Origin of the sequence: Stenotrophomonas sp. PI_27 (assembly GCF_027854495.1) — a bacterium.
Taxonomy (GTDB): Bacteria; Pseudomonadota; Gammaproteobacteria; order Xanthomonadales; family Xanthomonadaceae; genus Stenotrophomonas; species Stenotrophomonas pavanii.
On the sequence record NZ_JAJNOF010000006.1, the window covers coordinates 199,984 to 219,248 of the forward strand.

Consider the following 19,265-nt stretch of genomic DNA (forward strand, 5'->3'; position numbering starts at 1 on the left):
GACTAAACCCGCAGCCAACGTGTGGACACGGCCACCAGCAACAAGGCCGTGGCCACGCCGATGAACGCAGCAATCAGACCGAAATGATTGGCGGCAAAGCCGATCAACGCCGGTCCGGCAAGGATGCCGGCAAAGCCCAGCGTAGAGACGGCCGTGATCGCCAGTGCACCGGGCATGCGGTTCTGATGGCCGGCCAGCGAAAACAGCGCCGGCGCGATGTTGGCGCAGCCGAGGCCGACCAGCACGTATCCGGCCAACGACATCTGCCACGGCGTGACCAGGGTCAGCACCAGCACGCCGGCAGCGGCGAGCAGCGCGCCGAACACGATCGCGCGCTGGCGGCCCACGCGTGCCACCAGTGCATCGCCGAACAGGCGCGCGACCGTCATGGTCAGGGTGAAGGTCACATAGCCGATGCCTGCCAGGCTGGCATCGACGCGACGTATATCGCTGAGGAACACCGCGCTCCAGTCGAGCATCGCACCTTCGCCGAGGAAGGCGACGAACGCCAGCACGCCGATGAACAGCACGATGCCATGCGGTAGGGCCAGCATCGGTGTGTCGTGTGGCATGCGTTCGCTGTGCCAGTACGTCGCCGACAACAGCGTCACCAGCAGCATGGTGCCGACACCGATCAGCACCGATGCCAAGGGCGGCAACTGTGCGGACAGCAGCACGGTCATGGTGGCCGCGCCGAGGAAGCCGCCGATGCTGAAGAAAGCATGGAAGCCAGACATCATCACTCGCCGTGCTTCGCGCTCGACGATGACGGCCTGCACGTTCATCGTGCAGTCCATCGCACCCACGGCCGCACCGAACACGAACAGCACCAGGCCCAGCGTCCAGGCCGAACCCGCCAGGGCCAGGCCGGGCACGGTCAGGCAGATCAGCAGGCTGCTGGCCACCATCACCCGGCGGCAACCGAGGCGTGCGGCCAGCACGCCGGACAAGGGCATCGCCAGCAGCGAGCCGGCACCGAGGCAGAGCAGCACCAGCCCCAGCGTGGCGTCGTTGATCCCGGTGCGTGCCTTGGCGAACGGCACCAGCGTGGCCCACAGCGCGGTGGCGAAGCCGGGAATGAAGAACGCAGCGCGGGTCGCGTGCTGTTCGGCACGCGCGCGGTTGGCAAGGGACATGAGCGGTACGGTCAGGGGGGAGTGGGGTGCACCGCGATGCCGGCGGCGCGGAAGCGTGCCGCCAATGCGGGCGGCGCGGTGGTGGTCAGCACCAGGTCGTCGATCTCGTCCAGGCTGGCGATCTGCCAGTGGCCGCGGGCACCGAGCTTTTCAGTGGTGGCGGCAACGATGACGCGGCTGCTGCACGCGACCATCGCGCGCTTCAGCGTGGCTTCTTCCGCATCCATTGCCCACACGCCGGTGTCGCCGTCCACCGCGCAGGGGCCGGGCAGGTACACATCGGCGCGCAGGCGCTGCACCTGGGCCAGTGCTTCGGCACCGACCGCGCCGCCACCGCTGGCCAGGCGGCCGCCGATCAACTGCACCGAGGTGCCATCAAGCAGGCTGGCGGCGGTGGCGATCTGTGGCGCATTGGTGATCACCGTCAGGCCGAGGGCGGCCGGCAACTGCTGGGCGATCACCAGATTGGTTGAACCGGCATCGAGCAGTACGACCTGGCCGGGTTGCAGCAATGCGCAGACGCGGGCGGCCAGCTCGGCCTTGTCGCCGCGGTCGCGGGTCAGGCGTTCGCGCAGCGGGCGTTCCTTGGGTGGTGGCAGCACGGCGCCGCCGTAGACACGCTGGCATAGGCCCTGTGCGGCCAGTTCGCGCAGGTCGCGGCGGATCGAATCTTCGGAGACGGCATAGCGGCGCGCCAGCTCGGCGGCGACCACGCGGCCCTGCTGGCGCAGTTCCTCCAGGATCTGCCGGGTGCGCTGGGCGGGGAGGGGGCTGGGATCGGAGTTCATGCTGCAAGTCTGCACGTTCGTGCATCAACGTGCAACAACGTGCATTTGACCCGTGTGGGCACAGGTCAACTGGACTGCCGGTGAATCTGGCCGCGGCCGTGTCTGTGGATTGCCCCCGCGGCCCGGCATCATGGCGTGGCGTTTGGCAAGGAATCCACGATGTCCCCCACCGTTCACCGCAAGCTGCGCATCGGCGCGGACCAGTACACCGGCCAGAAAGTGGTCGACCAGCAGTTCCACGAGTGCGATTTTTCAGGCGTGGACCTGACCGCCACCGAGTTCATCAACTGCAGCTTCTACGACGCCGACAGTCGCAGCGGCTGCCGTTTCAACGGCGCTACGTTGAAGGAAGCCAGCTTCCGCAGCTGCGACATCAGCATGTGCCATTTCAATTTCATCAAGGCACTGGGCCTGGAGATCAGCGAGTGCCGTGCGCAGGGCGCGGATTTCAGCAACGCCAGCTTCATGAACCAGATCACCACGCGCAGCTGGTTCTGCAGCGCGTTCATCAAGAAGTCGAACCTGCGCTATGCCAATTTCTCGCGGGTCACGCTGGAGAAATGCGAACTGTGGGAGAACCGCTGGGACGGTGCGAACGTCAGCGGCGCCAGCTTCGCCGGCTCGGACCTGTCCGGCGGCCAGTTCGAGGGCATTGACTGGAACAGTGCCAACTTCACCGACTGCGACCTGACCAACTCCGAGCTGGGCGAGCTGGACCTGCGCAGCACCAACCTGCGCGGTGCCACGCTGGACGTGCAGCAGGTGGCGCTGTTGATGCAGCGCATCGGCATCACCGTGGTGCCGTAGGCATCACCCGGCGTACGCCACCCAGCCCTTGAAGCTGAAGCCTGCATAGAACAGCTCCACGCCGTCGAAGCCGGCCTCCTGCAGCAGCGCCACTTCCTGTTCCGGGGCCAGCAGCGGCAGCCGCTCGGCAATGGCCTCGATCGCGCGCTGTGCATCGGCGTGGGCAACGCCAGAGGCTTCGGCGAACGCTGCGTAGCGCTGCAACCAGCGCAGCTTGCCGGCCGGATCCTGCGGCACGCTGTGGTGGGCCACCACCAGCGGCGCGCCGGGCTGCAGGCGCCGGTGCAGCTCGCGCAGCGTGTGCAGGCGCTGCGCGGCGTCGAGGAAGTGCAGGGTCAGCAGGCAGCTGGCCCCATCGAAGCGCAGGTCCGGGGCATCGTCGATGTAGCCTTCCAGCAATTCGACGCGTGCGTTCAACGGGCCCAGTGTCTGCTTGGCCAGGGCCAGCATCGGTGCAGCCGGGTCCACGCCCAGCAGCTGCCAGCCCGGCTGCGCCTCGGCAAAAGCCTTCAGCTCCAGCCCGCCCCCGGCACCGAGTACCAGCACGCGGCCCTGTGCGGGAACGTGTTCGGCCAGCAACAGGCGGCTCATCTGCTGCAACGCGAGGAATCCGGGCACCTGGCGCAGCGGCGCTTCGGCATAGCGGGCTGCCGCCTGCGGGTCGGAGAACGTGGACATGCGCGGATTCCTGCGGCGGAGGACATACCACTGTAGCGCGGTGCGCAAGGGGCATTGCGCGCCGCCGCCGCACAAGCAGGGCAGGACTCAGGCCGCCGCGGCCTCAAGCACGTCTTCCAGCCGCACCTCGCCGAGGAAGCCACCGCTGCTGGTAGCCGGCCGCTGTGCTTCGATGGCGTGGGCGAACTGCACGCCAGCGTCGTCCTGCAGGCGCTCGAACAGCTGCTGCACCCTGGGGAACTCGCGACGGTCGACCACCTGGTGGTAATCGTTCCAGCGCGCGATGCCGGCGAAGTAGGCGTCGGCGAAGCTGCGCTGCTCGCCCAGCAGCCACGGGCCTGTGCCGATCATCTGCTCCAGCGCCTGATGGGCGTGGCGCACCTTGGTGGTGCCATAGGCACGCAGCGCCTCGCCGTCATCGCCCTCGTCGTGTTCCAGCGCATGCCAGAGCGGGGCGTAGGCACCGAAGAAGCTGGTGTTGAGATAGGCCAGCCGGTGGTTGAGGCGATCAAAGCCGGGCGTGCCCTGTGCGAAGCCCAGGCCCTGCGCGATGCCCTTCGCGGCCAGGTGGTTGAGGATGGCCAGGCTCTCGCTGAGCAGTTCGCCCTGCGCGGTGCGCAGGGTCGGGGTTTCACCCAGTGGATTGAGGCGACGGTAGTCTTCGCTCTGCACCTGGCCGGGCATGTCGATGCGGCACAGGTGATACGGCTGGCGTAGCCATTCCAGGGCGACGATGGAGCCGAACGAGCAGCCCGAGGGCACGCCGTAGAAGAGGATCGGGGTCATGGCAGGTTTCCGGTTCAAGCCGCGATGCGGCGGGTGAGGAAAGCGTGCCTGCGTGGACATTGCCCCGGAAGCCGTACGAATGGCATCCTGAAGTCCACATCTGTGGACGTTGCGCATGCTCAACCTCAACGATCTGGCCCTGTTCGTGACCGCAGTGGAGCAGGGCAGCTTCGCTGCAGGCGGGCGCCATCTGGGCCTGCCGCGCTCGACCCTGAGCAAGCGCGTGGCGCTGCTGGAAGAACAGCTCGAGGTGCGGCTGCTGCAGCGCAGTTCGCGTCGCTTCGCGCTGACCGAGGTCGGTCAGGCGTTCTTCGAACGCGCACGCGCGGCGTTGTCTGAGGTTGAGGCTGCCGAGGCCATCGTCCGTGACCGCCAGGCCGAACCCAGCGGCACCGTGCGCATCAGTGCTTCGATTCCGGTGGTGCAGGGCGAACTCGCCGCATGCCTGCCCGCGTTGGCTCGACGCTATCCGCGGCTGCGCATCGAAGTTGAAGTGAGTGATCGTTTCATCGACCTGGCACAGGAAGGCATCGACATCGCCTTGCGCAGCCATTTCGGTCCACTGCCCGATTCCGGGTTGGTGCAACGTTCGCTGGGGAGCGAGCGTATCGTGCTGGTGGCGTCCCCGGGCTACCTGGCAGCCGCGCCGGCAGTGGAGACGCCCGAGCAGCTACGCGCGCATGCCGGCCTGCTGACCGCGCGCCACGCAACGCGCTGGACACTGCACAGTGCCGACGCCCGTACCGTGCAGGTGGAGCCGCAGGTGGCGCTGGTCGGCAATGAGTCGCAGCTGCTGATCGCGGCGGCAGAAGCGGGCCTTGGCATCACCGTGTTGCCGCACAGCCTGTGCGCTGCGGCGATTGCGACCGGACGCCTGCGGCAGGTTCTGCCGGCGTGGCATGCCGGCGAAGTCACCACCAGCGTGCTGCTGCCGCATCGTCGCGGCCAGCTGCCGGGCGTACGCGTGGTGGTGGATGCGCTGGTCGCGCATTACCAGCTCAACGCAACGCCCGCGCCAGCACCTGCCAGATCCGCGGGTCCTGGCACTGCGAGACATTGAAGCGCAGATAGTCGGCCGCGCGCTGCGACTGGCTGAAGGCGTTGCCTGGTGCCAGCACCACGCCCTCGCGCAGGCACCGTCGCGCCAGCGTCGCGGCGTCGCGGCCATCGGGCAGCTGGCACCACAGGAACAGGCCGGCTTCCGGCTGCAGCCAGGGAGTGATGCCCAGCGCATGCAGCTTCCGCAACGTGTGCCGGCGCGCGTCAGCCAGACGCGAACGTATCGACTGCATGTGGCGCCGGTAGCCGCTGTCGGTCAGCGCGATGTGCATCAGCTGCGAGGCCAGATGGCCACCGCCGAAGCTAGTCGCCAGCTTCAGGTCGGTCACCGCTTCGATCCAGTCGTGGCGCGCGGCGATGTAGCCACAGCGCGAAGCCGCCGACAGTGTCTTGGAGAAGCTGCCGACGTGGATCACCCGCGACAGCCCATCGAGCGCGGCCAGCCGCGGTGCCGGCTGCAGTTCGAAGTCGGCGAAGATGTCGTCCTCGACGATGATCAGTTCGCTGCGTTCGGCCAGGCCCAGCAAGCGGTGCGCGGTGTTGGCCGAAAGCACCGCGCCGGTCGGGTTGTGCAGGCCGGAATTGGTGATGTACAGCCGCGGCGAATGCGCCTGCAGGGCTTGCGCGAACGCCTGCAGGTCCGGGCCGCTGTGCGTGTACGGCACGCCGATGGCCTGCACCTGGTGCGCTTTGAGCAGCGCGTGGTAATTGAAGTAGCTCGGGTCATCGACCAGCACGCAGTCGCCGGGCTTGAGCAGGAAACGGCAGAGCAGATCGACCGCGTGCGTACCGGATTCGGTCAGCAGGATCTGCTCCATGGGTACATCGATGCCGAGCGTGGCGCTGCGCCTCTGCAGCAGCTGGCGCAGCGCGGGCAGCCCGAGCGGGCCGGCGTAGTCGACCAGATGCATGGCATCGGTACGCGCCAGCCGACGCAGGCCGCGGCGCACGCCGTCGTGATATAGCCAGTCGCTGGGCATCCAGCCGCATCCTGGCTTGAGGTGACCCGGCGGGGTTTCCAGCGACTGCCGCGACACCCACAACGGGTCCACCGCGCGCTCCAGGCGGGGTTCCATCTCGGCCAGTGCAAGCGGTGCGGCCGGCCCACTGACGTAGAAGCCGGATCCTGCGCGCGCACTGATCAGGCCTTCGGCAGCCAATCGCTCGTAGGCTTCGACCACGGTGGAGACCGACACCCCCATCGCGGCCGCCTGTGCACGTACCGAAGGCAGGCGCGTGCCGGGGCCATCGGCCCGCGCGTTGATGCGGGTGCGGACGGCCTGGATGACCGATTCGATGCGGGTGAGCGGAGGCGGCATGGCGGACTGTAGTGGAAGTGTGGGCAGTACAGTTACTTGCGACTGTACTGGATTGTAGCTGGGCGCGTTCCGCGCCGGATGCTTCCATACAAACTCCGCCAGGCGTCGCCCGGCACTTCAGGATCACAGGCGTGGAACGGTCGGCGAGTGGCTGGATCAATGGCTTCATCGGTGTGGTGATCTTCGCCGGCTCCCTGCCGGCCACGCGCGTAGCGGTGCTGCAGCTGGATGCCGGATTCGTCACGGCTGCGCGCGCCACCATCGCCGCCATGCTCGGCCTTGGCCTGCTGCTGATGCTGCGCCAGCCGTGGCCCCGTCGCGGCGACCTGCCGGGACTGATGGTGGTCAGCCTCGGGGTGGTGGTCGGCTTTCCGCTGCTGACCGCGCTCGCGCTGCGCCATGCGTCATCGGCGCACACCATCGTGTTCCTCGGCCTGCTGCCGTTGAGCACTGCGGTGTTCGGCGTGCTGCGTGGTGGCGAGCGGCCGCGCCCGGCGTTCTGGTTGTTCTCGCTGCTGGGCAGCGCCTGCGTGGTCGGCTATGCGGTGCGTAACGGCATCGAGGCGTCCTTGCAGGCCGACCTGCTGATGCTGGCGGCCATCGTGGTGTGCGGGCTGGGCTACGCCGAAGGCGGTCGGCTGGCCCGCCATCTGGGCGGCTGGCAGGTGATCAGCTGGGCCCTGCTGCTGGCATTGCCGGTGATGCTGCCGTTGGCGGTGCTGATGCGCCCGGCCTCGTTCACCGCGGTGGCTGCCTCGGCATGGTGGGCGCTGGGCTACGTGGCGGTGTTCAGCATGCTGATCGGCTTCCTGTTCTGGTACCGCGGGCTCGCACAGGGCGGCATCGCCGCCGTCGGCCAACTGCAGCTGCTGCAGCCGTTCTTCGGCCTGGCGCTGGCCGCGCTGCTGCTGCACGAGTCGGTCAGCCTCAGCATGGTACTGGTGACCGTAGTCGCCGTGATCTGCGTGGCAGGCGCGCGCCGCTTCAGCCGCTAGGAAAAAGGGGACGGAGGGGATTAAGTCGTTTCAGGCACAGCAGGACCGATTACGACTTAATCCCCTCCGTCCCCTTTTCCGGGGGAGCCGCGGAAAAGATGCGCAACGGCATAGTCGATGAACACACGCAGGCGTGCGCTGGGATGGCGCCCACCGGGCCATAGCAGCGAGAAGTGCCCCTGGTGCGTCGGCAGCGCGGGCAGTACCCGTTGCAGGCGGCCATCGGCCAGCGCGTCAGCGGCGAGGAAGTCGGGCATCCAGGCCAGGCCCATGCAGCCGATCGCAGCGGCCAGCACGGCTTCCATGTTGTTGCAGGTCATCGCCGTGGGAAGGCGCGCCCCGGCATCGCCTTCGATGCCCGGCAGCTGCCACGGATGCAGCTTTCCGGTGGTGGGGTAACGGAAGCGCAGTGCGGCATGCCTGCCAAGGTCGCCCACATCGCCGGGAGTGCCGTGCGCCTGCAGGTAGCCCGGCGCCGCACAGAGGATGAAGCGAAAGCCCCCCAGCCGGCGTGCGGTCAGGCTGGAATCGGCCAGTTCGCCGCTGCGTATCACCGCGTCAAGGCCCTCGCTGACCACGTCGACGATGCGGTCGTTGAAGTCCAGTTCCAGCTGCACTTGCGGGTAGCGTTGCTGGAAGCCGGGCAGCACCGGCAGCAGGAAGCGGTAGCCGATGGTGGGCAGGCCGATGCGCAGCAGCCCGCTGGGGGCGTGCTGTCGCTGCGCCAGGTCAGCCTGCGCTTCGGAAAGCTCGTCCAGTGCACGCCGGCAGCGCTGCAGCAGCAGTTCGCCTTCGTCGGTGAGGTGCACGCGGCGGGTAGTGCGCTGGAAAAGACGCGTGCCCAGATCGAGTTCGAGGCGGGCAATGCGCTTGCCGACCGCCGAGGCGGACAGGCCGAGTACGCGGGCAGCGCCGACGATGCTGCCGGCCTCGGCGGTGCGGACAAAGGCGAGCAGGGCGGAGATGGAGTCCATAAGGGGCATGATTGCGGAACATCTGGCCGCAATCAACGTCCATCGAGCCCGTTTTTCTGGAATAACGGCCTGTCCATCATCAATGCCCCTGATGGATGGAGGCCCGCATGGCCCCGGTTTCGATGTTCCCTGTACCTGCCCGCGCGCAGCAGCGTTGGACGCTGCTTGCGGTCTGCCTGGCCGCGCTGGCGTTGCCGTTGTCCTTCTCTGCCGGTGCAGTTGCGGTGCCGGCGCTGGCGCGTTCCGCGGCAGCATCGCCCACCGCGCTGGCCTGGGTGACCAACGCCTTCATGCTCACCTTCGGCAGCCTGCTGCTCGCGGCAGGCGGATTGGCCGATCGTTATGGCCGGCGGCGGCTGTTCCTGCTGGGCACGGTGGGCTTCACCCTCGCCACGGCCGTGGTCTGCGTTGCTCCCGCGCTGCTGTGGTTGGATCTGGCGCGCGGATTGCAGGGCGTGGCGGCTGCAGCGGCGTTGGCATCTGGCACGGCGCTGCTGGCACAGGCCTGGCAGGGGCCGGCGCGTGCCCGTGTCTTCGCCCTGCTGGGCACCACGTTCGGCATGGGGCTGGCGTTGGGGCCCCTGCTCGCGGGCCTGCTGCTGCAGGCATTGGGATGGCGCAGCGTGTTCGCCGCGGGCGGTGTGCTCACGTTGGTGGCCTTCGGCCTGGGGGCACGCGCGGTGCCTGAAAGCCATGGCGAGCGCCGACCACTGGATATCGGCGGCATGCTGAGTTTCAGCCTGACGCTGGCGGCGTTGACCCTGGCCCTGCTGTGGCTGGGCGAGTTCGGCCTGCACGCCGTGCGTGTGCAACTGGCACTGCTGGCGACGCTGTTGTTGGGCGGGGTGTTCGTCACTATCGAACGACGGCACCCATCACCATTGCTGGACCTCTCACTGTTCTCGCAACCGGCGTTCCTCGGTGTCCAGCTGCTGCCGGTGGCGACCTGCTTCGGCTACGTGGTGCTGCTGGTCGTGTTACCTCTGCAATTGCTGGGCGTGCATGGCCAGAGCGCGACGCTGGTGGGACTGCAGATGCTGGCGCTGTCCGCGCCGATGCTGATCCTGCCGATGCTGGCTGCGCGTTGGGCGGAGCGCGTGGGAAGTGCGCGGCTTTGCACGCTGGGTCTGTTGGTGTGTGCCACCGGCCTGTACCTGTTGTCGCGGCAGGCATCGAACCCGTCGCCCTCGCAATGGGTGCCGCTGCTGATGCTGGTCGGCGCAGGGACGGCGTTGCCGTGGGGCCTCATGGATGGGCTGTCGGTGAGTGTGGTACCGGTGCAACGTGCCGGCATGGCCGCCGGCATTTTCGGAACCGTTCGGGTGGCCGGCGAAGGCATCGCGTTGGCCGCGGTGACGGCGTTGCTGGCGCTGCTGATCGATCAACAGCTGCAAGGGGCTTCGCCGGCGTCGTTGGCGCGTGCCGGTGCTTACCTGGCGAGCGGGTCCCGGGCGCAGGCGGCGGCGCTGCTGCCTGCGATGGGGGACGAGCACTTGCGGCAGGTCAGTGGCGAGGCGCTGGCGACACTGCTGCGTGTACTGGCGCTGCTGACCGCTGCCTGTGCCGCCGTGTTGCACCTGTTGCTGCGGAAACGCACAGGCGCCTTCGTCGGGAACAGGGTGTAGCAGGCTCATCGCCGCCTCGCCGTCATCCCGTTGTCGTGTCCCGCTCACGCCGCCTATGCCCACCCGGGCCTAGTGTTGATCGTCCCCGTCCCCCCACGGAGACCCGCCATGTGGCTGCTCGACCATCTCTGGCCCGGCCGTCGACCCCTTCCTCCCCCGGTCGAGGACGCGCCACAGGCACCGTCACGCCGGCCCTGGCTGAAACGCCCGGCGCGGGCGGGGCGCAGCGGCATGGCGCCCTGGCAGAAGGTGGCCACGCCGCCGCGGCGCACGCGCCACTAGCCGGTGCGGTCTGATGGGTGGTTGACCCCATCGCTGACCGGGATCACCCCCAGCGCGAACGGGTCGATGCCCTCCAGGCAGGCCACGTTGTAGCCGTACTGGTCGGGGTTGGAGCGGCGCCGGTGATGGGTGTAGATGCCGCACACGCCGCAGAAGTAGTGCTCGGCCACATGGGTGTTGAACTGGTACTTCTGCAGGTGATGCTGCCCGCGTACCACCTGCAGGCCCTGGCGGGGGACGCTGGCGGCGATGGCACCCCGGCGCCGGCACATCGAGCAGTCGCAGCGGCGCGGATCGACGATGCCGTCCGGCAGGTCGAGCAGCAGCTCGACCGTGCCGCAGTGGCAGGTGGCGCGGTGCTGGGGTTGGACCGGAACGCCGGCCACGGAAGTGATGCCCATCGTTGCTCCTGTGTGATCCATCGGGCTGCAGAGGTCGCCGCAGACGGTGCGCCGCGGTCCCTGAACGGGCCGTAGATGCGACGGTGAACCCGCTTGTGGCTAACTATGCGGCTTCGGGACCGCGACAGGATGCCAGTGAGAGCCGCAGGACGTTGGATGACAGGAAGTGCCATGGCGCTGGCAGCGTTGTGGGTGACCGGGCTGCTGGCCTATCAGGTGCCGGGGCCGGGCTGGCTGGCGACCACCGTGGCCCTGCTGTGGCTGCTGCTGGCACTGTGGGCCTCGTGGCAGGTCGCGCGTGGCCGCAGCAGCCGTCGGCTCGGCCTGGCGTTCGCGGCATCGCTGGCATTGGCCGGCCTGTGGTGGCTGTTGCTCACCCCGCGCCAGGACCGGGTCTGGGCCGATGACGTGGCCCAGCGCCTGCATGTGGTGTCCTTCGACGGGCGCCACGTGGTGCTCGACAACGTGCGGGATTTCACCTGGCGCAGCGAAACCGACTACGACGCGCACTGGGTGCGCCGCGCGTACGATCTTGACCAGCTGCGCTCGGCCGACCTGGTGCTGTCGTACTGGATGGGCCCGGCGATCGCCCACACCCTGATCTCGTTCGGTTTCGAGGACGGGCGCCACGTGGTGTTCTCGCTGGAGATCCGCAAGGAACGCGGCGAATCCTTCTCTGCGCTGGGCGGCTTCTTCCGCAAGTTCGAGATGACCCTGGTGGCCTCGGAGGAGACCGATATCATCCGCACCCGCACCAACGCGCGTGGCGAGGATGTCTATCTGTACCGCCTGCACGGCATGGACCAGGCGCAGCTGAAGCAACTGTTCGCCGCGTACATCGCGCAGGCGCGCGAACTGGACGCGAAGCCGGGCTTCTACAACACGCTCACCAGCAACTGCACCACTATCGTCTTCGACCTGGCCCGCCACATCGCGCCGCGCCTGCCGCTGGACTACCGTCTGCTGCTGTCCGGCTACCTGGCCGAGTACGCACAGGAGGTCGGCGCGCTCACGCCGGGCGTGCCTTATGCCGAACTGCATGACAAGGGCCGCATCACCCAGCGTGCGCTGGACCTGGGCAGCGGCGACCACTTCTCCACCGTGATCCGCCAGGGCGTGCCCGGCACCGAGCAGGACCCGCAGTAATGACCCGACTCCCCCTGATCCGCTGGCAGCGTGCGCTGCCGGTGTTGTTCGCCGCCTTCCTGCTGCTGGGCAGCAGTGGCTGCGCGATGGTCACCGTCAAGCAGGTCAAGTCCAGCGATTCGCTGGTCAACAAGCGTGCCGACGTGCTCAATACCGGCAAGCTCAGCCCGGCCGCCCGCGAGACCCTCAGCGCGGCGGGCCTGGACGAATCGCAATGCGAGAAGGACTTCCTGGTCTGCCGCAGTACGCTGCTGATGACCGATGACCTCAACGTCGAGCAGCGGCTGTCGGCGCTGTCCGAACTGTGGGTGAAGGCCGCACTGGCGCTGACGCCGAAGAAGACTGCCGCCGGTGATCCACCGATGAGCGACGAGGCGCTGGACGCTTGGCTGGAGGCCGCGCGCTACGCGTATGCGTACCTGTTCTACAGCGGCCGCTCGCCGTCCGACCGCGCCTTCGAGGACCGGCAGACGCAGGTGCGCGACTACTACAACTACGCGGCCGAGAAGGCGGCGGTGGTGCTGTTCGTGCGCGCGCGTGCAGCGGCACTGGCGGGCGAGGACTACACGAAGCCGATCTCGGTCGGCAGCTGGTCGCTGGCCTCCAACTACCAGCAGTTGAACCTGAAGAGCATTCCCGCGCAGCTGGTGCCGGCCGGTACGGTCAGTTTTGTCGGCCTGCGCAGCACCTATCGCCGCGATGGCTTCGGTGCCGAGCTGGTGATGGTGATGGACCCGCCCAAGCTGGTCGCGCCGGTGATCGCGGGCGATGGGCCGAAGGCGGAAACGGTGGCGGATGCTGACGACAACGAGCGTCGCGGGCGCCGCCATCGCCATGACGATTCGGTGCCGGAATTCAGCGAGATGTCCTCGATCAACGTCACCGCGCTGCTGCGTTTCGAGGGCAGCAGCCTGGACGACGTGATGCGCACGCGCCGGGTCGAGCTGGATGCGTATTCGCCGGAAGCCACCGAGCGCATCAGCCTGCATGGCGAACAGGTGCCGCTGGCGGGCAACTTCACCGCCGCCTACGGCCTGTGGCTGGCACAGAGCGGCTTCGCCCGGCAGTCGCTGCGCACCCTGTTCGGCATGAGTGAAGGCATCGGCGAGCCGCACATCTACCTGATGCAGCCGTGGGATCCGAACCGTCGCATCATCTTCATGCTGCACGGCCTGGCCAGCAGCCCGGAAGCCTGGGTGAACCTGGCCAACGAGATCATGGGTGACCCCGAGCTGCGCCAGCAGTTCCAGGTGTGGCAGGTCTATTACCCGACCAACGCGCCGATTGCCCTGAACCGCTACGAGATCGCCAACGCGTTCAACGATACCCTCAAGCACTTTGACCCCAACGGCAGCACGCGTGCATCGAAGGACATGGTCTACATCGGCCACAGCATGGGTGGCGTGCTGGCGCGCCTGCTGGTCAGCGATTCGGGCGACGTGCTGTGGAACGACCTGCTGGCCAACTATGACCTGAAGGGCGAGCGCCTCAAGCGCGTCCAGAACAAGCTGGGGCCGCTGCTGCACTTCAAGGCGCAGCCGAACGTGGAGCGTGCGATCTTCATCGCCGCCCCGCACCAGGGTACGGACATCGCCGGCAACAAGGTCGGGCGCCTGCTGGGCCGGCTGGTGCGCCTGCCGCTGACCATCCTTGGCAAATTCGAAGATGTGTTCCTGGCATTGGCGCAGGCCGAGCAACAGGAGGACGGCACCGCCAAGCCGAAGATTCCCAACAGCATCGACAACCTCAAGGCCAGCGATCCGTTCGTGAAGGCCGCCGCACAGCTGCCGATCGAAACGGGCCTGAAGTACCACTCGATCATCGCCCAGCGCAAGCCGGAGCTGCCGGTGGAGAAGTCCGATGACGGGCTGGTGCCGTACTGGAGCGCGCACCTGCCGGGCGCGCTGTCGGAGAAGGTGATCATTTCCGGCCACAGCGTGCAGGAGACCCCGCAGGCCGTGCTGGAAGTGCGCCGCATCCTGCACCGGGACATCGATGACGTGGGGAGCGGCACCCGGTAATGGCGGCCGTTGGCCGTCAATCCCGGGGAACTCCTCTGCACATGGAGGTTGCCGGCCAGCGGCCGGCACTGCCGTAAAGCGGGTGCCTACACCCGCCGCGCGATCACTGCGGCCATCACCGCCAGGCCGAAGGTGATGGCCAGGCACAGCAGGTAACCGGTGTGCGGCGCACTGTCCACGAACAGGGCGAACAGTGCACCGGAGGCCGCCAGCGCGGTGGCCACCGACAGGGCCTCGCTCAGCTGCAGCGCAGAGGTGTTGGCGCCCTGCTCATGCGGCGCCGACAGCGACAGGGTCAGCACTGACAGGCTGGCGTAGATCATGCCCATGCCGAAGCCCGTCATCGCCCAGCCGACCAGCGACACCGGCAGCGGCACCGCGCTGAACAGTACCGCCAGTGTTGCGGCAACGCCCAGGGTCATCATCGCCGTGCCAGCGCGCAGCAGCTGTTGGCGTGACCAGCCGCGCTGCTGGTGACCCTGCAGCCATGAGCCAGCGAACCAGCCCAGGGCGCCCAGGCTGAGCACCGCACCGGCCCAAGTCGGAGAGAGCCCGCGCTCGCGCTGCAGCAGCAGGGGCAGATAGGCCTCGCAGGCGAAGAACGCCGCTGCCGCAATGCCACGCAGCGCGATCACGCTGGGCAGCCCGCGGCGCAGGATCAACGTTCCGGCTGGCAGCAACCGATGCACGCAGAACAGCAGCGCCAGCATCGCCGCGCCGATGCAGAGCAGGGCGGCCAGGCCCTGCTGCTGTCCTCCGACGTAGAGCAGCAACGCCGCCAGCGACGCGCCACTGGCCCAGCGCACCACGTTGCCGCGCCCGGCGTCGTTGCCCGCGCCACCGGTGGCCTGGATGCGGGCCAGTGCCGGGCGCAGCAGCAGCGCCGCGGGAATCGCCAGCAGCGGTACCGCCAGGAAGACCCAGCGCCAGCCCAGATGCTGCACGATCAGCCCGCTCAGCGCCGGGCCGACCAGCGACGGCAGCACCCAGCCTGCTGAGAATGCCGCGAACACCTTCGGTTGCAGGTGCTCCGGGTAGCTGCGGCCGACCATCACGTACAGCGAGACCGAGATCGCGCCCGCGCCCAGGCCCTGCATCAGGCGCCCGGCCACCAGCAGGCCCATGCGCGTGGCCAGGCCGGCCAGCAGCAGGCCGGCCACAAAGCAGGCCAGCCCGTACCAGAGTGGCCGGGCCGGGCCGTGGCGATCGGCCCAGCGACCGGCCAGGGTCATGCCGATCACGCTGGTGGCCAGGGTGCCGCCGAAAGCGAGCGCATACAGGCGCAGGCCGTCGAGTGCCTCGGCTACGGTCGGCATCGCGGCTGCGACGGCCAATGCCTCGAAGGCATGCAGCGCGACCAGCGCGACCATGCCGAGGGTGGTGGCGCGGTAGCGCGCGGACAGGATCGAAGTATCCGGCGGCAGGCCGGTATTGGCGGGTGAAAGCGTTGGCGTCATAGGGGGTAGATGCGGGCCGCGCTTGTCAACGGGCGGCGAAGACAGCAGCATGACATCTCAACCATAGTTGAGGTCAAGCAATGGCATTCCCGGAGCTCAGCGTAGGCGAAGTCTCCCAGCGCAGTGGCGTGGCCGTGTCCGCGCTGCATTTCTACGAGCGCAAGGGGCTGATCAGCAGCCTGCGTACCTCGGGCAACCAGCGCCGTTACAGCCGCGATGTGCTGCGGCGCCTGGCGGTGATCCGCGTGGCGCAGCGTGTCGGCATGCCACTGGAAGCGGTCGGGCGGGCCTTCGAGAGCCTGCCCGAAGGGCGCGCGCCGACCAAGGCCGACTGGGCCAGGCTGTCCGCGCGCTGGCGCACCGAGCTGGAGGAGCGCATCCACATGCTGCAGCGGCTGCGCGATGAACTGACCGGCTGCATCGGCTGTGGCTGCCTGTCGCTGCAGCGCTGCCGTCTGGCCAACCCCGGCGATGTCCTCGGCGAACGCGGCGACGGCCCGATGCGCTGGGAATGAAAAAAGGGGACGGAGGGGATTAAGTCGCAAGTGCACAAACGACTTAATCCCCTCCGTCCCCTTTTTTCTTACCAGACCGTGAGGGTCTCTCCGCTCTGGATGCCTTCCACCGCGCGCTGGAAGGCCAGCGCCGCGCGCTGCGCGCTGACCGCTTCGAAACCGGGGAAGTAGGGACCGTAGGCCGCCATCGATTCGATCAGCACGTTCGGGCTGACCACGTTGATGCGCAGGCCGCGCGGCAGCAGTTCCAAAGCGGCGGCGCGCACGAAGCCCTCCAGCGCGGCATTGACCGACGTGGCGTTGACGCCATCGCGGATGGGCTGGGCGCTGACGATGCCGCTGGTCAGCGTGATCGAGCCGCCGGCGTTGAGGTGATGCTGGGCGGCCAGTGCCAGCCGCACCTGGCCCAGCAGCTTGTCCTGCAGGCCGACGTTGAACTGGGCCGGGGTCATTTCCTGCAGCGGCCCGAAATGCAGCGTGCCTGCGGTCGAGATCACCGCATCGACCGCGCCGGTACGCGCGAACAGTTCGGCGACGCTCGCATCATCGGTCAGGTCCACGCGCAGCTCACCACTGTGGCGGCCGGCAGCGAGGATCTGGTGTTGCTGGCCGAGCTGGCGGGCGACCGCCTGGCCGAGGGTGCCGCTGGCACCGACGAGGAGGATCTTCATGGTCGTTCCTTGCGTGAGGGAGTGAGCGCAGTCTGCGCCGTCACAAGGGGGTTAGGTAAGCGGCGTATGCTTTGCAGATTCCTAATCCTGGATTAGCAATGGATACCTTTCGCTGCATGCAGGCCTTCGTGGCGGTTGCCGAGCGCGGCAGCTTTGCCGCTGCCGCCGAACAGCTGCAGGTGTCGGCGGTGATGGTCGGCAAGTACATCCAGCAGCTGGAGGCGCACCTGGGCACCGCCTTGCTGCAACGGAACACCCGGCGCCAGCGCCTGACCGAAGCCGGCAGCGCTTACCTGGCCGGATGCCGGCAGGTGCTGGAGCAGGTGCAGCAGGCCGAGGCGGACGTGGCCGGGCTGCAGGTGCAGCCGCGCGGCCTGCTGCGGGTCAGCGCGCCGACCACGTGGGGCAGCTGCGTGCTGGCGCCGGTACTGTCCGGACTGCTGCGTGCGCAGCCGTTGCTGAACGTCGAGCTGGACCTGAGCAACCGCCGCGTGGACCTGATCGAGGACGGCTTCGACGTTGCGATCCGGGTCGGGCCGCTGCCGTCGCAGGAGGTGGTGGCGCGTCCACTGCCGCCGTATGCGATGAGCCTGTGCGCCGCGCCGTCCTATCTGCGCAGGCGTGGTACACCGCGCACGCCGGCGGACCTGGCCGGGCATGACTGCCTGAGCCACCTGGCCTGGCGCGGCGGCCATGGCTGGCAGCTGGCCAATGGCGAACAGGTGGATTGGGAGGCGCGGCTGACCTGCAATGACGGCTTCGCGCTGCGCGAAGCCGCGGTGGCCGGGGCGGGTCTGGTGCTGCAACCGACGGCGTTGCTGGCTGGCGAGATCGCAGCGGGGCGACTGAAGCCGCTGCTGCGTGATTACTTGCCCGAACCGCGGCCGATGCACCTGATCTACCTGCCTGATCGACGCCCGCGCCCGCGTCTGCAGTGCTTCGTCGATTTCGTCATGGCCACGTTGGGGCCGTGATCATCGGGGCAGGTGGGGTGGCAGCTGGAGTCAGATCCCTTTCCCTCGGCAAAGGGATCTGGCCCCAGGGCAATCAATCATTCGCTGCAGACAATTCCTGCCCGCGTACCTGCGCGGCGCGCAGTGCCTTGTCCACCAGCGCTTCGAACCCCCCCGCCTGGAAGCGCTCGATCGCGGCCTGGGTGGTGCCGTTCGGCGAGGTCACGCGGCGACGAAGCTCGGCCGGGCTTTCGCCGGCTTCAGCCAGCATCCGCGAGGCGCCCAACAGGGTCTGCACCACCAGCGTGCGTGCGGCGTCGGCGGGCAAGCCCTGGGCGATACCCGCCGCTTCCATCGCTTCGGCCAGCAGGAACACATAGGCCGGTCCGCTGCCGGACACGGCGGTCACCGAATCCATCAGCGCCTCACGATCGATCCACACCGTGCGGCCGGCACTGGCCAGCACCTGTTCGGCCTGCGCGTGCTGCTGCGCGTCCACCGACGGCGTGGCGTACAGGCCGGTCACACCGGCGCCGAGCAGGGCCGGCGTATTGGGCATTGCCCGCACCACCGGCAGGTTGCCACCCAGCCACCGCTCCAGCTGCGCACTGGTGATGCCGGCGGCGATCGACACCACCAGCGGCCGGTTCGCCTGGGCCAGCGCCTGCAGCGACTGGCAGACCTCGCGCAGTACCTGCGGCTTCACTGCCAGCAGCCAGGTGCCGCCCTGCGCGGCCGCATCGATTGCGTTGTCGTGCACCTGCACGCCGAAGTCGGCAGCCAGCGACTCGCGCAGGGCGGCCACCGGTTCGGCCACATGGATATGCGCGGCCGGCACGCCCTGGCGGATCAGGCCGGCGATCAGGCTGCGCGCCATGTTGCCGCCGCCGATGAAGGTGATGGAATCAGCTGCCATGGAACTCTCCTTGCAAGATCAGGCCGGGCGCGGGCGCGCGCCGAACAGGGCGGTGCCGATGCGCACCAGGGTGGCGCCCTCGGCGATGGCGTCGGCGTAGTCGCTGCTCATGCCCATCGACAGCGTGTCGACCTGCGCGTGCTGGGCGGCCAGTGAGTGGAAAAGTGTGCGCATGCGCACGAATGCATCGCGGCGACGCTCGGCCTCGGGCCATGGCGCGGGAATCGCCATCAGGCCACGCAGGCGCAGGCGGGGCTCAGCGGCAATCGCGGCGGCCAATGCCTCGACGTCCTCCGGCGCACAGCCGTGCTTGCTGGATTCGTCGTCGATGTTGACCTGGATCAGCACGTTCAGCGGGCCGCGTGCGGCCGGGCGATGGCGCGCCAGCGCAGCCACCAGCTTGGGCCGGTCCACGCTCTGCACCCAGTCGAAATGGGTGGCCACGGCCTCGGCCTTGTTCGACTGCAGGTGCCCGATCAGGTGCCACTCCAGCGCCAGGTGCTGCAGCGCCTGCATCTTCGCCAGCGCTTCCTGCACATAGTTCTCGCCGAAGGCCTGCTGGCCCTGCGCGGCCAGCGCGGCCACGGCCTCGGCCGGTTGGGTCTTGGAAACCACCAGCAGGCGCGGATCAGGCCGGCCGGCCGCCTCGGCGGCGGCATGCAGGTTGCTCAGGATCTGGGGCAGGGGAGTGGCCACGTAACGCGTTCCGTTGAATCAGGAGGCTATACTGCCGCCC

Annotated in this window: 18 protein-coding genes and 1 pseudogene; 8 read left to right on the forward strand and 11 right to left on the reverse strand. The window is 68.4% G+C overall.

Going from position 1 to position 19,265, the window contains the following annotated elements; all coding sequences use genetic code 11:
- Window positions 1–2: 2 nt before the first annotated feature.
- Together LRM18_RS10405 and LRM18_RS10410 are read right to left on the reverse strand one after the other, a co-directional pair.
- Window positions 3–1,136, reverse strand: a complete 1,134-nt coding sequence (locus LRM18_RS10405; protein ID WP_270954215.1) for an MFS transporter — start codon at window positions 1,134–1,136, stop codon at window positions 3–5.
- 11 nt (window positions 1,137–1,147) lie between these two features.
- A complete protein-coding gene (locus LRM18_RS10410; protein WP_064237768.1) occupies window positions 1,148–1,924 on the reverse strand; it encodes a DeoR/GlpR family DNA-binding transcription regulator in 777 nt (258 codons plus the stop codon).
- Window positions 1,925–2,083: 159 nt separating this feature from the next.
- Here LRM18_RS10410 and smqnr point away from each other — a divergent pair, with 159 nt between their 5' ends.
- Window positions 2,084–2,731: a SmQnr family pentapeptide repeat protein gene (gene smqnr, locus LRM18_RS10415; protein WP_150827627.1), complete on the forward strand. Its 648-nt coding sequence runs from the start codon at window positions 2,084–2,086 to the stop codon at window positions 2,729–2,731.
- 3 nt (window positions 2,732–2,734) lie between these two features.
- On the opposite strand, the gene LRM18_RS10420 is transcribed toward smqnr, so the two are convergent.
- Window positions 2,735–3,409, reverse strand: a complete 675-nt coding sequence (locus tag LRM18_RS10420; RefSeq protein ID WP_270954220.1) for a methyltransferase domain-containing protein — start codon at window positions 3,407–3,409, stop codon at window positions 2,735–2,737.
- A gap of 87 nt (window positions 3,410–3,496) precedes the next feature.
- Complete coding sequence (locus LRM18_RS10425; protein ID WP_057495166.1) at window positions 3,497–4,195, reverse strand: glutathione S-transferase family protein; 699 nt, start codon at window positions 4,193–4,195, stop codon at window positions 3,497–3,499.
- A gap of 115 nt (window positions 4,196–4,310) precedes the next feature.
- Here LRM18_RS10425 and LRM18_RS10430 point away from each other — a divergent pair, with 115 nt between their 5' ends.
- The gene (locus LRM18_RS10430; protein WP_270954223.1) at window positions 4,311–5,255 is read left to right on the forward strand and encodes a LysR substrate-binding domain-containing protein; all 945 of its coding nucleotides are present in this window, start codon (window positions 4,311–4,313) and stop codon (window positions 5,253–5,255) included.
- Here LRM18_RS10430 and LRM18_RS10435 read toward each other — a convergent pair.
- Window positions 5,194–6,573, reverse strand: coding sequence for a PLP-dependent aminotransferase family protein (locus LRM18_RS10435; protein ID WP_270954225.1), 1,380 nt, complete (start codon window positions 6,571–6,573; stop codon window positions 5,194–5,196). The two genes, LRM18_RS10430 and LRM18_RS10435, sit on opposite strands and share 62 nt — an antisense overlap.
- Window positions 6,574–6,704: 131 nt before the next feature.
- Here LRM18_RS10435 and LRM18_RS10440 point away from each other — a divergent pair, with 131 nt between their 5' ends.
- Entirely contained in the window at window positions 6,705–7,568 is an 864-nt protein-coding gene (locus tag LRM18_RS10440) for a DMT family transporter (RefSeq protein ID WP_057495169.1), read from the forward strand.
- A 49-nt stretch (window positions 7,569–7,617) separates the two neighbouring features.
- Here the strand turns inward: LRM18_RS10440 and LRM18_RS10445 are convergent.
- Window positions 7,618–8,542, reverse strand: a pseudogene (locus LRM18_RS10445) (LysR substrate-binding domain-containing protein).
- 107 nt (window positions 8,543–8,649) lie between these two features.
- On the opposite strand from LRM18_RS10445, the gene LRM18_RS10450 reads away from it, so the two are divergent.
- Window positions 8,650–10,167 carry an MFS transporter gene (locus LRM18_RS10450; protein ID WP_154330139.1) on the forward strand — a complete coding sequence of 506 codons (1,518 nt, stop codon included), beginning with the start codon at window positions 8,650–8,652 and terminating at the stop codon, window positions 10,165–10,167.
- Window positions 10,168–10,445: 278 nt separating this feature from the next.
- Here LRM18_RS10450 and LRM18_RS10455 read toward each other — a convergent pair whose 3' ends face one another.
- Window positions 10,446–10,850: a GFA family protein gene (locus LRM18_RS10455; protein ID WP_014646209.1), complete on the reverse strand. Its 405-nt coding sequence runs from the start codon at window positions 10,848–10,850 to the stop codon at window positions 10,446–10,448.
- Between the two features lie 171 nt (window positions 10,851–11,021).
- Here LRM18_RS10455 and LRM18_RS10460 point away from each other — a divergent pair, with 171 nt between their 5' ends.
- Both LRM18_RS10460 and LRM18_RS10465 read left to right on the forward strand, forming a co-directional pair.
- Window positions 11,022–11,996, forward strand: coding sequence for a DUF4105 domain-containing protein (locus LRM18_RS10460; RefSeq protein WP_049469258.1), 975 nt, complete (start codon window positions 11,022–11,024; stop codon window positions 11,994–11,996).
- Window positions 11,996–14,017: an alpha/beta hydrolase gene (locus LRM18_RS10465; protein WP_064237773.1), complete on the forward strand. Its 2,022-nt coding sequence runs from the start codon at window positions 11,996–11,998 to the stop codon at window positions 14,015–14,017. Before LRM18_RS10460 ends, LRM18_RS10465 begins: the two co-directional genes overlap by 1 nt.
- A gap of 86 nt (window positions 14,018–14,103) precedes the next feature.
- Here LRM18_RS10465 and LRM18_RS10470 read toward each other — a convergent pair whose 3' ends face one another.
- Entirely contained in the window at window positions 14,104–15,525 is a 1,422-nt protein-coding gene (locus LRM18_RS10470) for an MFS transporter (protein WP_270954231.1), read from the reverse strand.
- A 29-nt stretch (window positions 15,526–15,554) separates the two neighbouring features.
- Here LRM18_RS10470 and soxR point away from each other — a divergent pair, with 29 nt between their 5' ends.
- Window positions 15,555–15,989: a redox-sensitive transcriptional activator SoxR gene (gene soxR, locus LRM18_RS10475; RefSeq protein WP_053462342.1), complete on the forward strand. Its 435-nt coding sequence runs from the start codon at window positions 15,555–15,557 to the stop codon at window positions 15,987–15,989.
- A gap of 68 nt (window positions 15,990–16,057) precedes the next feature.
- Here soxR and LRM18_RS10480 read toward each other — a convergent pair whose 3' ends face one another.
- A complete protein-coding gene (locus tag LRM18_RS10480) occupies window positions 16,058–16,660 on the reverse strand; it encodes a short chain dehydrogenase (protein ID WP_053462343.1) in 603 nt (200 codons plus the stop codon).
- 98 nt (window positions 16,661–16,758) lie between these two features.
- Between LRM18_RS10480 and LRM18_RS10485 the strand changes: the two genes are divergently transcribed.
- Window positions 16,759–17,634, forward strand: coding sequence for a LysR family transcriptional regulator (locus LRM18_RS10485; RefSeq protein ID WP_064237775.1), 876 nt, complete (start codon window positions 16,759–16,761; stop codon window positions 17,632–17,634).
- Window positions 17,635–17,707: 73 nt separating this feature from the next.
- Here LRM18_RS10485 and proC read toward each other — a convergent pair whose 3' ends face one another.
- Both proC and LRM18_RS10495 read right to left on the reverse strand, forming a co-directional pair.
- Window positions 17,708–18,529: a pyrroline-5-carboxylate reductase gene (gene proC / locus LRM18_RS10490; RefSeq protein WP_064237776.1), complete on the reverse strand. Its 822-nt coding sequence runs from the start codon at window positions 18,527–18,529 to the stop codon at window positions 17,708–17,710.
- Window positions 18,530–18,547: 18 nt separating this feature from the next.
- The gene (locus tag LRM18_RS10495; protein WP_270954235.1) at window positions 18,548–19,225 is read right to left on the reverse strand and encodes a YggS family pyridoxal phosphate-dependent enzyme; all 678 of its coding nucleotides are present in this window, start codon (window positions 19,223–19,225) and stop codon (window positions 18,548–18,550) included.
- Window positions 19,226–19,265 lie beyond the last annotated feature (40 nt).

What these genes read in the sequence shown, in the direction of transcription:
- proC (WP_064237776.1), bottom strand. Translation starts at nt 18,529, where the DNA reads ATGGCAGCTGATTCCATCACCTTCATCGGCGGCGGCAACATGGCGCGC.
- soxR (WP_053462342.1), top strand. Translation starts at nt 15,555, where the DNA reads ATGGCATTCCCGGAGCTCAGCGTAGGCGAAGTCTCCCAGCGCAGTGGC.
- LRM18_RS10480 (WP_053462343.1), bottom strand. Translation starts at nt 16,660, where the DNA reads ATGAAGATCCTCCTCGTCGGTGCCAGCGGCACCCTCGGCCAGGCGGTC.
- LRM18_RS10470 (WP_270954231.1), bottom strand. Translation starts at nt 15,525, where the DNA reads ATGCTGCTGTCTTCGCCGCCCGTTGACAAGCGCGGCCCGCATCTACCC.
- LRM18_RS10425 (WP_057495166.1), bottom strand. Translation starts at nt 4,195, where the DNA reads ATGACCCCGATCCTCTTCTACGGCGTGCCCTCGGGCTGCTCGTTCGGC.
- LRM18_RS10460 (WP_049469258.1), top strand. Translation starts at nt 11,022, where the DNA reads ATGGCGCTGGCAGCGTTGTGGGTGACCGGGCTGCTGGCCTATCAGGTG.
- LRM18_RS10420 (WP_270954220.1), bottom strand. Translation starts at nt 3,409, where the DNA reads ATGTCCACGTTCTCCGACCCGCAGGCGGCAGCCCGCTATGCCGAAGCG.
- smqnr (WP_150827627.1), top strand. Translation starts at nt 2,084, where the DNA reads ATGTCCCCCACCGTTCACCGCAAGCTGCGCATCGGCGCGGACCAGTAC.
- LRM18_RS10435 (WP_270954225.1), bottom strand. Translation starts at nt 6,573, where the DNA reads ATGCCGCCTCCGCTCACCCGCATCGAATCGGTCATCCAGGCCGTCCGC.
- LRM18_RS10465 (WP_064237773.1), top strand. Translation starts at nt 11,996, where the DNA reads ATGACCCGACTCCCCCTGATCCGCTGGCAGCGTGCGCTGCCGGTGTTG.
- LRM18_RS10405 (WP_270954215.1), bottom strand. Translation starts at nt 1,136, where the DNA reads ATGTCCCTTGCCAACCGCGCGCGTGCCGAACAGCACGCGACCCGCGCT.
- LRM18_RS10450 (WP_154330139.1), top strand. Translation starts at nt 8,650, where the DNA reads ATGGCCCCGGTTTCGATGTTCCCTGTACCTGCCCGCGCGCAGCAGCGT.
- LRM18_RS10410 (WP_064237768.1), bottom strand. Translation starts at nt 1,924, where the DNA reads ATGAACTCCGATCCCAGCCCCCTCCCCGCCCAGCGCACCCGGCAGATC.
- LRM18_RS10455 (WP_014646209.1), bottom strand. Translation starts at nt 10,850, where the DNA reads ATGGGCATCACTTCCGTGGCCGGCGTTCCGGTCCAACCCCAGCACCGC.
- LRM18_RS10430 (WP_270954223.1), top strand. Translation starts at nt 4,311, where the DNA reads ATGCTCAACCTCAACGATCTGGCCCTGTTCGTGACCGCAGTGGAGCAG.
- LRM18_RS10485 (WP_064237775.1), top strand. Translation starts at nt 16,759, where the DNA reads ATGGATACCTTTCGCTGCATGCAGGCCTTCGTGGCGGTTGCCGAGCGC.